This is a genomic window from Streptomyces sp. NPDC056160 (assembly GCF_042268205.1).
GTDB lineage: Bacteria > Actinomycetota > Actinomycetes > Streptomycetales > Streptomycetaceae > Streptomyces.
This window is the reverse complement of sequence record NZ_JBHJUW010000204.1, coordinates 1-11,501: the sequence shown is the minus strand read 5'-3', so window position 1 is coordinate 11,501 and position 11,501 is coordinate 1. Positions and strand designations below refer to the sequence as shown.

Below are 11,501 nucleotides of genomic sequence, written 5' to 3'. Positions count from 1 at the left end.
GCCGACGAGATCCTCGAACGCCTCGCCGGCTACCTGAACCGCCTACCGAACCCCAAATCCTAGATATGCAGTCCTCCCAAGACTCGGGACACTAGAGCGGGAGGGAGACAGGAGGACAACTGTGACCGTCCTCGCCATCTTTCTCTTCATCATCGGCACACTGCTGGTCCTCGCCGGGGCGCTACTGATCCTCATCGGGACGTTTCTGATCACCCTGGGGGCGGCCTTGATCCTCATGGGGATGACCTTGATCGCTGTGGGTGTGTTCCTGCTGATCCGGAGACTCCTCAGACGTGAGCGGACGCAATCGCACCCGTGGTGAATCTGAAGGCGGCCCCGTCAACACAGCCCGGCCCCGTCAACACAGCCACCAGATCACCTGCGGTGCGTTCCGTGGCTGGCCGATCGACGCCGCCGCCCGGTCCCGCATCATCGATGCCGCGCTCGACCGCCAGATCCGCAACGCCAGGTGGTGGCACAACCACCTGGCGCATCCGTCCCGGCGCGTCGCTGACGACCACGAGATCACCGGACGCATCCGGGGGCCCGAGCAGGAGCCGATGGCGTCCGTCGAGCCCGCGCCGAGGCAGGCGTTGAACAGGGCGGAGGAAAGGCCCAACCCCGAGATCAGCAGGGTGGGAATTGCCACTACAGCGCCGCTTTCGCAATGCTGCTCGCACCGTGCACCCCGGCAGCCCTGCTCGCCGCCCACACGCGCAGTTCCCGCACCGGTCGTCCCGGAGCTGCTGGTGTGCCGGCCTTTGCCGGCTGCTTTCCGGGGCACTCCGTCGGCGCATCGCGTCCCTCCCCATGAAGGAATACCCCCGCCGGTAAAGTCGGGTTAAAGTACGGGCGCACAGCCAAGGGAGGGATGTGTATGGGAAACCGTTTCGCCCGCGGAGCGGCGGCGCTTGCCGGTCTTGTGCTCGCCGGCACCGGTGTGGCCGCCGTGAACGCCACTTCGGCAGCAGCCAGTTCGTACGACTGTCCGACGGGCTACTGGTGCGGCTGGTCGGGCCAGAGCGCGACCGGGACGATGTACAAGACGAACAAGAGCGTCGCGGACCTCGGCAGTTGGGACAACAAAATCCATTCGTACGTCAACCGTACGAAGTCCATCGCCTGCCTCTACGACGACAAGAACTACAGCCCCTGGGGCGGCTACTTCCCCGCGGACCCCAATGGCGCCGGCGAGTACTCCTCGTCCCCCACCGCGACGATCAGCTCGGTCAAGTTCGCCCGCACGGAGCGCGAATGCTCTCAGCAGGCCTACCCGAGCTGGTCCGCCGAGGCGACCCCCAAGACGCCCGGTTTCGGTGACATGAACGGCGACAGCCGGGCCGACGTGATCGCCCGCGACGAGGCCGGCCGGCTGTGGCTGGCCTCGGGAACCGGCACCGGCAAGCTGATCGGCACGGGCGGCTGGAACGGCATGCGCGAGATCACCGCCGTCGGCGACCTGACCGGCGACGGCCGCGCCGACCTGATCGCCGCCGAGAAGTCCACCGGCAAGCTGTATCTGTACCCGGGCACCTCCACCGGCGCCCTCGGCTCACGCAAGCTGATCGGCACCGGCGGCTGGAACGGCGTGAACGCGCTGACCGGTGTGGGCGACATGAACGGCGACGGCCGCCCGGACCGCTACGCCCGCGAGGCCTCCACCGGCAAGCTGTGGCTCTACCCGGGCCGCGCCTCGGCCCTCGGCGGACGCGTGCTGGTCGGCAACGGCGGCTGGAACGCGATGGCGAACCTCATCGCGGTCGGCGACTTCTCCGGTGACGGCCGACCCGACCTGGCCGCCGTCACCAACGACAAGTACGTCATCGACGGCGGCTCCGGAAACCTCGGCTGGCTGGTCACCTACCAGGGCCGCGGCAACGGCCTCCTGGCGGGCGGCGAGCGCACCAACGGCGAGTGGTGGGGCCTGAACGGATTTTGCTGACCCCCCTCACACCCACAGCGTCCGGAGGGTACGGGCCCTCCGGACGCAGGGCGCAGCGCGCAGGGCGCAGGGTGTGGCGTGACCGGCGCGGCGTCGTGCGGGTGGACGGCCGCATCCGAGCGGATGGCGACGACATAGCCGGTCCCTCGGGCGTCGAGGCCCTCGCGGAGGCTTCGTTGCTCGGTGCAGATGTCGCAATCCGCACCGAACCGAAAGGCCCTCACCGGTTCAAGATCCCCCAGCGGGGACCTGGCTCATCCGGTCACAGCCTCCCCGGGCAGAGCGTCTAGCGTTTGTCGACGGCGAGTTCGCCGTTCACGCCCGCAGCCCGTCCAGCGCCGTGTCGATGGCCGCCAGGGCCGCCGTCCTGTCGAGCCCCGCCCTCGACACGAGCGAGAGGCCCTGGACGACATAGAGGAGTAGTTGCGCCTGGGCCTCGGGGGAGCAGGTGTCCGTGACCTCTCCGGCGGCCTGCGCGCGGCGGAGCGCGCCGGCGACGATGCCGGTGAACCGGCGGTACGAGCGGGTGACGATCTCCGTGGCCTCACTGTCATGGGGGACGAGTTCGGCGGTCGTGTTGCCGACCAGGCAGCCGTGTGGCACGCCCACGTCGGAGATCAGTTCGTCCAGCCGCGCGGGATGGTTCAGGATCTCGCGCAGGGCGGGCAGGAGAGGGCTGGTGTCGAGCGCGGCGGTCAGGTGCCGCTCGTACACCTCCCAGTAGAGCCTGACGGCTTCGAGGTAGAAGCGGCGCTTGTCGCCGAATGCGCCGTAGAGGCTGCCTCGTTCGACCGCCAGCGCGTCGACCAGGTCCTGGATCGACGTCGCCCCGTATCCCCGGGACCAGAAGAGTTCGAGTGCGCGCTCCAGCGTCCGTTCCTTGTCGAACTCGCGGGGGCGTCCGGTTCGTGCCACGTGGCCGATACTACGACTTCTTGACTCGGCGCTCAAGAAGTCGTAGCTTCCGTTGCGTCACTTCTTGAACGACCACACAGAAGTCGGCCGCTCGCCGGCCGGTACGAAGGGCAGAAGCAATGGAATTCGCAGGCAGAACGGCACTCGTCACCGGGTCCGGTGCGATCGGCGGACTCGGGCACGTCACGGCCAAGGTGCTGGCCGCGGGCGGTGCCGGCCTGATCCTGACCGGCACCGATCCACAGCGCGGCGCCCAGGTGGTGGAAGATCTCCGCGCAGCCGGTGGCGGCTCCGCCGGGGCGGTGCGTTTCATCGCCGCCGATCTGTCCGACCCGGCGAGCGTGCCGCAGCTGGCCGAGGACGCCGGCCCCGTCGACATCCTGGTCAACAACGCGAGCGTGATGACGTTCTTTCCGACCACCGGGCAGGACCTCGCGAGCTACGAGGCCGCCTTCGCGGTCAATGTGCGGGCGCCCTTCCTGCTCACCGCCCTGCTCGCGGAGAAGATGGCCGCGAGCGGCGGCGGCAGCATCGTCAACGTCAGCTCCACCGCGGCCGGTCTCGGCATGCCGGGCATGGCCGTCTACGGCGCCACCAAGGCGGCACTCGAATCGCTCACCCGCACCTGGGCGGCGGAATTCGCCGACTCGAACGTGCGGGTCAACGCCGTCGCTCCGGGCCCGATGCGCACCTCGAAGGTGGTCGCGGCTATGGGCCCGGACATGGGTGGGATGGGCCTGACCACGGCGCTCAAGCGCACCTGCGACCCGGCCGAGGTGGCCCACGTGATCGCCTTCCTCGCCAGTGACCGGGCCAGTTACATGACCGGCGCGGTCGTGGCCGCCGACGGTGGCCGCACCGCGATCTGAAGAGAGACAGGACAATGGATCGTCTTGCAGGAAAGCACGCACTGATCACCGGGGGGACGAGCGGCATCGGCCGGGAAACGGCCCGCGAATTCCTCGCCGAGGGAGCGACCGTCGCCATCACCGGCCGCTCGCGGGAAAAGCTGGACGATGCGGCCCGGGTGCTGGACGGCCCGCTGCTGACCATCGCCAGTGACGCCGGCGACGTACCCGGCCAGGCGGCGCTCGCGGCGCGCCTGCGGGAGGAGTGGCCGAAGCTCGACATCCTGATGAGCAACGCCGCCGACGTCACCCACCTCCCCATCGAGGCATGGACCGAGGAGGCTTTCGACAGGCTCCTCGCGACCAATCTGAAGTCGCCGTTCTTCCTGATCAGGGACCTGCTGCCGCTCTTCTCGCAGCAGTCCTCGGTCATCCTCGTCGGCTCGGTCTCGGCGTACATCGGGCACGAGGACGCCACGGTCTACGGCGCGGCCAAGGCGGGCCTGCTCTCCTACACGCGAGGGCTGACCCATGAGCTGAAGGACCGGGGCATCCGCGTCAACGGACTGAGCCCGGGCCCGACGATCACCAACGCGTTCGCGCCCCTGGGCCCCGAGCGCCAGGCCGCCCTCTACGAGGAACTCCGGCAGACCGTGCCTCTGCATCGCCTGGGAACCGCCACGGAGCTGGCGAAGGCGGCGGTCTACCTCGCCTCGGACGAATCCGCCTACACCGCAGGGACCGTACTGCGCGTCGACGGAGGCATCGGGCAGCTGGCGTACTAGCTAGGCGGTTTGATTCGTATCGCCTGATCGTTGGTCTGGGTGGGTCGTTGACTGATGCACAGTGGGCGCGGATCGAGCCGTTGCTCCCGGACCGGACGCTGAGGCGGCGTGGCCGCTGGCAGGACCTTCGTGAGGTGATCGACGCGATCGCCTACGAGTTCCAGACCGGGGCCCGGCGGGTGCATTTGCCGGAGAAGTGCGGCAACTGGCGGGGCGTCTACAACCGGCTGCGGATGTGGGCCGGTCGACGGCGCCTGGGAGCGGATGTTCACCGCCCCGGCTTGCCCAGGCCGACGCGGACGAGGACCTGACCTGGGCCGCGCCGGTGGGCTCCGCGATCGCGCGCGCTCACCGGCACGCGGCCGGGGACTGCAAAACGGGGCCCCGGACTGTGAGCCGCGGCACCATGCCATCGGCCGCTCCCGCGGCGGACCGACCACGAAGATCCACCCCGCGGCCGGCGGCCGGTGCCGGCCACCGGCGTTCGTCCTCACCGCCGGACAGGCCGGCGACGCACCCGCCATCACGGACATCGGGGACCGCCTGCGTGTTCCCCGCCGCCGCGGACGGTCCCTCACCAGGCCGGACACGATCCTGGCTCACAAGGTGTACTCGGCCGGCGGGATCCGCGACCACCTGCGCAGAGCGGTATCAGCGCGGTGATCCCCGAACGGGCCGACCAGCGGGCCGACCGGCCCGGCGCGGCCCGACCGGCCCGGCGCGGGCCGACCGGACCCGGCGCGGACCAGCCGGCGGCAGACTGCCCGCCTTCGACCGCGGGCCTGCAAACAGCGCCACACCGTCGAGTGGTGCATGTGCGCCACGTTGAAGCAGTGGCGCGGGGTCGCCACCCGCTACGAGAAGACCGCGACCGTCTATCTGACCGGACTCCACGCCGCGGGCATCTCCCTCCGGTCCGCGCGCTGATCCGAACGCCCCCGGTTCACGGAGCTTCGTCCGCCGACCGTGCCAGGTACGCGTGGTTGTCCTCGATGAGGTGGTCCAGCGCGGCCCTGGCGGCAGCGAGGCCGTCCATGGCCTCAGACAGCCGGGCCCGCTCGCGGGCCATGATCTCCAGTGCCTGCCGCGCCCTGTCCTCGGTCGGCTCGGACATACAGGGCGCCATCTCGGCGATGGTGCCGCTGGACATGCCTGCTGCCAGGAACGCCTGCACGAGGCGCACCCGCTGGACGTGCTCGTCCTCGTAGTGGCGCTGTCCGCTGGGCGAACGGGAGCTGACGAGCAGGCCCTGCTCCTCGTAGTAGCGCAGCGACCGGCGGCTGGCTCCGGTCCGGGCGGACAGTTCACCGATCCGCATGCCGAACTCCTCACATGCTGCTGACACACTTTCCCCTGACATTGATGTGAGCATTTAGGTTAACCCCATGCTGAAGCTCATCTTCATGATCAACCGCGTCGAGGGAATGTCGTACGAGCGTTTCGTCGAGCACCACCGGGACCGGCATGCGCCGCCGTTCACTTCCATCCCGGAGGCGGAGCGCTACGTGCGCAAGTACACCGTGTCCCACCCAGTCCCCGCCGAGACTTACCCGCCCCGGGCTTACGACGGCCTGACGGAAATCTGGTTCGAGGACTGGGAGGACCACGACGCCTTCTTCGCCTCCGAGAACTACCGGACGCTGGTCAACCCCGACGAAGCACGCTTTATCGACATGGACTCGGTGGCCGTGATGGTCACCGAGGAGAGGAAGGTCATCTGACGGGCAGACTCGTCCGCCGGTCACGCCGCTGGTTCGTCGTCAGGCGCCTGTTCGTTCACCCATCGCCGGGCTTCCGCGAGATTCGCGGCCGTGCCCGCAGGCGCGTACGCAAAGCCGTCCCACTCCTCCGACGCCCGCGCCTCGCCGGGCCGGAGGTGGCCACCGCCGCCGTGCGGCGGGCGGTGTCGGCGCCAGACGTCCAGCGGAGGACGGCGCCGCTTGTGGTACGCCGCGAGCGGATCGTCGCCGTCGACGCGCGGGACGGCGCGGGACGGCGGCTCGGGACGGCTGGTTCGGCGGCCCGGTTCAGGAGTGCTTGCCCATGACTGCGGTGTTCTCAGGCCGCGACGGTGGTCGGCCGGGTCCGCGGCGAGATCTGCCGCGCGCGTGCGGACGTCGTCCACCGCGTCTCTCCGGTACGGGAGGGCGGCATCCAGCAGGGGGTTGAGCAGGGAGGGTGTCATGGATGCCGCATGACCCGTCGGAACCCGAGGAGCACTGGGCCGCCGGCCACCAGGAAGGAGCTGGTGTCTGCTCTGCAACATGGACCGGGTTCCGCAGAGCGCCTCACACGAAGAGGAGGCCGGGGCCTGTCAGGTGGCCGGTGTGGTGCCGGAGGGCTGCGCCGGCCACCTCGCTCACAGTGATCAGCAGGAGAACTGCGCGTTCGCCCAGTCACCGTGGTCGTAGTCCGGGCCGTCGCCCCCGTCGTTGACGACGAGCTGCACGGTCTGCGCGCCGGACACGTCGGCGGTGAGCTGCTGGGCGCCGTCGCTGCCCTTCAGTGTGCTGGTCGAGGCGACCTTCTTGCCGTCGGCCAGCACCTCGAAGGTGACCGAGCCCAGATCGCCCACCTCGTCGTCCACGCCGACGGTCGCTTTGAAGGCCGAGCACTGCTTGGCGGTGTAGTACTCCACGTTGCTGGTGGCGTTCGTGCCCAGCCCCTTGGCGTAGGTGGTGCCGGCGATGGTCAGCGTCTTGCCGTCGCCGGCCGCGGCCTCGCCGTTGCTGTGGTCCTTCTCGATCGGGCCCCAGCCGTTGACCGAGCTCAGCGGGGTAAGGTCGCCGGCGTAGGAGTCGCCGGACGGGGGCGCCACCGCGATCCGTGCCTGCAAGGGGAGTTCGGTGGTCATGGACGTCCCGCGGGGGGAGGTGTAGAGCGCGGTGAGGGTGAAGTCGTACGTGCCCGGCGCCGTGCCCTTCGGCGCGACGATCTTCCAGTTGGTGCGGAGGTCCTTGCCGCTGCGCAGGGTACGGGCGGTGGTCGGCGGGAGGGCCTTCGCCTGCCAGCCGCCGGGGCCGGTGAGGGCGACCGAGACCCGCTTGGCGGAGGTGCTGCCCAGGTCGGTGAAGGTGGTCGTCACCTGCTGGGCCCTGCCGGGCTGCACGAACTCCAGGCCGCTTGCGCCGAGTTCGGCGGCCGGTGGGTAGGAGGCGGCCCGGTTGTCCTTCCAGGCGCGCAGCAGGACGGTGCCGTGCGCGGGAACGGTGGCCGCGAAGGTGCCGGCCGAGTCGTAGTCCCGGTGCTGCCACAGATCACGTACCCGGTAGGCATGGCCCTTGGGCAGGCCGGCCGCCTCGGCGGTGGTCGAGATCCGCTGGGCGGTGTTGCTCTCGTTGAACAGCGCGATGGCGCGGCTGCCGTCCGCCATCTCCTTGACGACGACCCAGCGTCCCCCCTCGGAGGACAGCACGCGTCCCTGCTTGCCGAGTGTGTCCTGGTCGACGGCGATGACGTCCTTGTTCTCGAGGATCTGGTACGTCGCGTCGTCGGCCTTGGGCAGGTCGGTGCCGATGAGCAGCGGGGCGGCCATGATCGACCACATGGAGAAGTGGGTGCGGTACTCCGTCGCGGTCATGCCGCCGTTGCCGACCTCGAGCATGTCCGGGTCGTTCCAGTGGCCCGGGCCGGCGTACTGGTCGAGCGGCAGATTCTGTTTCATGATCGACAGCATGCTGCCCCAGTTGTCGCTGATGTCACTGGTGGTGCGCCACAGGTCCCCGACACCCTTTGCCCACAACCAGGGTTTGTTCGAGCCCCACTCGCAGATGCTGTACACGATCGGCCGGCCGGTGGCCTTCAGCGCGTCCGCCATCGTGGTGTAGCGCTGCTTGGCGTCCACGCCCTGCTTGGAGCAGTTGTCGTACTTGAGGTAGTCCACGCCCCAGTCCGCGAACTGCTGCGCGTCGCTGTACTCATGGCCCAGCGCACCCGGGAAGCCGAGGTTGCTGCAGGTGTGCGTGCCCGCGCTGGTGTAGATGCCCAGCTTGAGGCCGTTGCTGTGAACGTAGTCGGCGACCGCCTTGATGCCGTGCGGGAAGCGCACCGGGTCGGGCACCAGTTTGCCGTTCGCGTCGCGCTGCGACTTGGCCCAGCAGTCGTCCAGGTTGATGTACTGGTACCCCGCGTCCTTGAGGCCCTTGGCGACGAACAGGTCGGCCATGCCCTTGACCATGTCCTCGTTGAACTCCGGCCGGCAGTTGGTGGAGTTCCAGTTGTTGAAGCCCATGGGCGGTGTGTCGACCAGGCCTGCCCCGGGGGATGTGGATGTTCCCGTCGGTGTGCTGCCCTGTGCCTCCGCGACCGCCGCCGGAGCGCCGAGTCCTGCGCCGCACAGCACAGCTGCTGTCAGCGCTCCTATTCCTCTGAGTCGTGCACTCCGGGCTGAGAGTTGGCGCATGCCTCGCATGTCCTTCCGTGTGCTGCAGAGTGGCTGAGGTGTTCGGACCGAACGGGAGTCCACGTTAGAGCGTGTTCGTATTTGTTGGAAGAGTTCGGGAACCCTAGCTCGTCCGGTGCAGTCGTCAGGACACAAGTGACTTGCGAGTAGGAAAAGTTGAATTAAATGTTGAAGTTTGTGCGATTGCCGCTGGTGCTTGGACACCTCGGACCGGGCGCGCAGCCCGGGGCGACGCACGCAGCCGCGGTGTCCCGGACGGGGCCCGTGGGCGGTCCGGCGGGTGGGTCCGGCCCCCCCCCCGTCATCCCGGGAGACGACGGGTCAAGCGCGCGGTGCCGTTCGCATCGCCGAGGAGGCGGGGTGGGCAGTGCCACGCTGTACATCCCCGGCCACCAGACGGCCGGCTGGGGGCGCCGTCCGGCCCGTCACGTGCGGTACCGCTCCACCACGGCCACCGTCCCCGTCCCCGCAGCTCGGCAAAGCCCGGCCGCCCGTCGGTTCAGCGCGCTTCTGCGCGCGGCGACCGGTCGACCGCTGCGACCGACGGGCTGATCGCGGTCGACCGACTCCAAACCGGCGACCCCAGCGCACGGCCGTACCCGCACGGTGTGAACGGGTTCCTCAGGCTGGCTCCAGGAGCAGATTGAAGGGTCGCCCTCGGTCAGCACCGGTTGATGTTTCCCTGGCACAGGCGAAGTCAGCCGCGTCACCTGTGGATCGGTGGCCGCGTCTCCCTTCGGCATCTTCTGGTAGCGGCGCTCCCGCCCGAGCGCGAACACCGGGAGCCGGCCGGAGCGCCGGAGCCTCGGGCCGAGCCGGGCACCGTGCTGGACCTGATGGCCGCGGGGTCACCGTGAACTGCGTCCTGCCCGGGCCGATGGTGAGTGACGGCGTGCTGGCCATGTTCGACGAGCTGTATCCCGGGCTCGACCCGGCCGAGTAGGAGCGGCGCTGTCTGGCGGAAAACCGTACGGCCGCGTCCCTGCTCGAACGCCTGATCCGCACCCACGAGGTGGCCGCCATGATCACTTAGGTGGCGTCGGAGCAGGCTTCGGCGTCCACGGGCCGGGTACTCAGTGCGGACGGCGGCCTCGTCCCCACGATCGTCCCCTTGACCGGATGACGTTACCCCCTCCTTGCATTAGCCCGCGTCTGCAATTATTGTGGTCACATGTAAGGCGCTGCCGCATCTGATGCGGTTCGCCTCTACCACCGCGGCGGGTGCGCCCTCACCCCGTGCCGGCTCCCTCGGATGAGCCGCCCCACCGGGAGGGCATCCGCCCCCACGGCCTCACTCCACACCGAGGCATCGATCGAAAAGGCACCATTCATGTCCCTGAAGAACATCCTTCCCGGCCGGCTCGGCTTCGGCACCGCCCCGCTCGGCAACATGTTCCGCGCGATCCCCGACGAGGGCGCCCGCGCCACCGTCGAGGCCGCCTGGGACCAGGGCATCCGCTACTACGACACCGCCCCCTTCTACGGCGCGGGCCTCGCCGAACAGCGCCTGGGCCAGGTTTTGTCCGCCAAGCCCCGCGACTCCTACGTCCTGTCCACGAAGGTCGGCCGGGTCGTCCTCGACGAGATGGAGACCGACGTCCCCGACTTCGGCGAGAAGGGCGGCCTGTTCGAGCACGGCAACCCCAACAAGGTCCTCCACGAGTGGACCGCCGACGCCACCGAGCGATCCATCGAGGGCAGCCTCCGCCGCATGGGCGTCGACCGCTTCGACATCGTCTGGGTCCACGACATCGCCCAGGACTTCCACGGCGACGCCTGGGTCCAGAAGTTCGAGGAGGCCCGCACCGGAGCCTTCCGCGTCCTGTCCCGGCTGCGCGACGAGGGCGTCATCAAGGCCTGGGGTCTGGGCGTCAACAAGACCGAGCCCATCGAGATGACCCTCGCCCTCGACGAGCCCAAGCCCGACGGATTCCTCCTCGCCGGCCGCTACACCCTCCTCGACCACGCCCACGCCCTCCAGCGGCTGCTGCCCATGGCCCAGGAACAGGACGTCGACATGGTCGTCGGCGGCGCCTACAGCTCCGGCATCCTCGCCGGCGGCACTCACTTCGAGTACCAGCAGGCCCCGCCGGAGATCATCGAGAAGGTCAAGCGCCTCAAGGCCCTCGCCGACAAGCACGGAATCAGCATCAAGGCCGCCGCCCTGCAGTTCTCCCTCGCCCACCCGGCCTCCGCCGCCGTCATCCCCGGCGCCACCCGCCCCAGCCGCATCGCCGAGGACACCGCCGCCCTGAACGAGAACATCCCGGCCGCCTTCTGGCACGACCTGCGCGCCGCGAACCTGGTCAGCCCCTCCGCCCCGCTCCCCGACGACGCCTGATCCTCCCCCCCCGTTACCTTTCTGGTGGCCCCGCAACGGGGCGCCTGGCCCCCGGGCCCGGTATGGCTGTTTGCCCCCTGTCGTACGCATGACCTGGGGGGTGTTGCCGCCGGGCCTCGGGGCACCGCTTGACCGCTGATGAGGGGCCTGACGACCGCCCGGCCCGGCGCAACGCGGGTCTTCGAAGTTGAGCGGTGCAAGGTCGGTGGCCGCTGACTGCCCGTCACGGTCTGTGACGGGTGGGGTGGTTGTCGGCCCTGGATGTAGG

The 11,501-nt window shown here is 69.5% G+C and carries 10 protein-coding genes and 1 pseudogene; 7 read left to right on the top strand and 4 right to left on the bottom strand.

The features are described 5' to 3' along the window. Positions 1-121 precede the first annotated feature (121 nt). Positions 122-322 (top strand): hypothetical protein, encoded by a 201-nt coding sequence (locus tag ACFC02_RS39265; RefSeq protein ID WP_376367264.1) that lies wholly within the window; start codon positions 122-124, stop codon positions 320-322. A 555-nt stretch (positions 323-877) separates the two neighbouring features. Next, on the top strand, positions 878-1,942 hold the full coding sequence (locus ACFC02_RS39260; RefSeq protein WP_376367262.1) for an FG-GAP-like repeat-containing protein: 1,065 nt from the start codon (positions 878-880) through the stop codon (positions 1,940-1,942). Between the two features lie 315 nt (positions 1,943-2,257). Here ACFC02_RS39260 and ACFC02_RS39255 read toward each other — a convergent pair whose 3' ends face one another. Next, positions 2,258-2,857: a TetR/AcrR family transcriptional regulator gene (locus ACFC02_RS39255; protein ID WP_376367260.1), complete on the bottom strand. Its 600-nt coding sequence runs from the start codon at positions 2,855-2,857 to the stop codon at positions 2,258-2,260. A gap of 119 nt (positions 2,858-2,976) precedes the next feature. Between ACFC02_RS39255 and ACFC02_RS39250 the strand changes: the two genes are divergently transcribed. From ACFC02_RS39250 to ACFC02_RS39240, 3 genes and pseudogenes are all read left to right on the top strand, one after another. After that, positions 2,977-3,726: an SDR family NAD(P)-dependent oxidoreductase gene (locus tag ACFC02_RS39250; RefSeq protein WP_376367258.1), complete on the top strand. Its 750-nt coding sequence runs from the start codon at positions 2,977-2,979 to the stop codon at positions 3,724-3,726. 14 nt (positions 3,727-3,740) lie between these two features. After that, a complete protein-coding gene (locus tag ACFC02_RS39245) occupies positions 3,741-4,490 on the top strand; it encodes an SDR family oxidoreductase (protein ID WP_376367256.1) in 750 nt (249 codons plus the stop codon). Positions 4,491-4,525: 35 nt separating this feature from the next. After that, positions 4,526-5,417, top strand: a pseudogene (locus ACFC02_RS39240) (IS5 family transposase). Positions 5,418-5,433: 16 nt separating this feature from the next. Here the strand turns inward: ACFC02_RS39240 and ACFC02_RS39235 are convergent. Then, on the bottom strand, positions 5,434-5,808 hold the full coding sequence (locus ACFC02_RS39235) for a MerR family transcriptional regulator (protein ID WP_376367254.1): 375 nt from the start codon (positions 5,806-5,808) through the stop codon (positions 5,434-5,436). A 67-nt stretch (positions 5,809-5,875) separates the two neighbouring features. On the opposite strand from ACFC02_RS39235, the gene ACFC02_RS39230 reads away from it, so the two are divergent. Then, positions 5,876-6,211: an EthD domain-containing protein gene (locus tag ACFC02_RS39230; RefSeq protein WP_376367252.1), complete on the top strand. Its 336-nt coding sequence runs from the start codon at positions 5,876-5,878 to the stop codon at positions 6,209-6,211. Positions 6,212-6,231: 20 nt separating this feature from the next. Here the strand turns inward: ACFC02_RS39230 and ACFC02_RS39225 are convergent, their stop codons facing one another. Both ACFC02_RS39225 and ACFC02_RS39220 read right to left on the bottom strand, forming a co-directional pair. Further along, a complete protein-coding gene (locus ACFC02_RS39225) occupies positions 6,232-6,615 on the bottom strand; it encodes a DUF6087 family protein (RefSeq protein WP_376367250.1) in 384 nt (127 codons plus the stop codon). Between the two features lie 243 nt (positions 6,616-6,858). Then, positions 6,859-8,892 (bottom strand): NPCBM/NEW2 domain-containing protein, encoded by a 2,034-nt coding sequence (locus ACFC02_RS39220; RefSeq protein WP_376367248.1) that lies wholly within the window; start codon positions 8,890-8,892, stop codon positions 6,859-6,861. A gap of 1,330 nt (positions 8,893-10,222) precedes the next feature. Between ACFC02_RS39220 and ACFC02_RS39215 the strand changes: the two genes are divergently transcribed. Continuing rightward, positions 10,223-11,233: an aldo/keto reductase gene (locus ACFC02_RS39215; RefSeq protein WP_376367246.1), complete on the top strand. Its 1,011-nt coding sequence runs from the start codon at positions 10,223-10,225 to the stop codon at positions 11,231-11,233. The last annotated feature ends 268 nt before the right edge of the window (positions 11,234-11,501 follow it).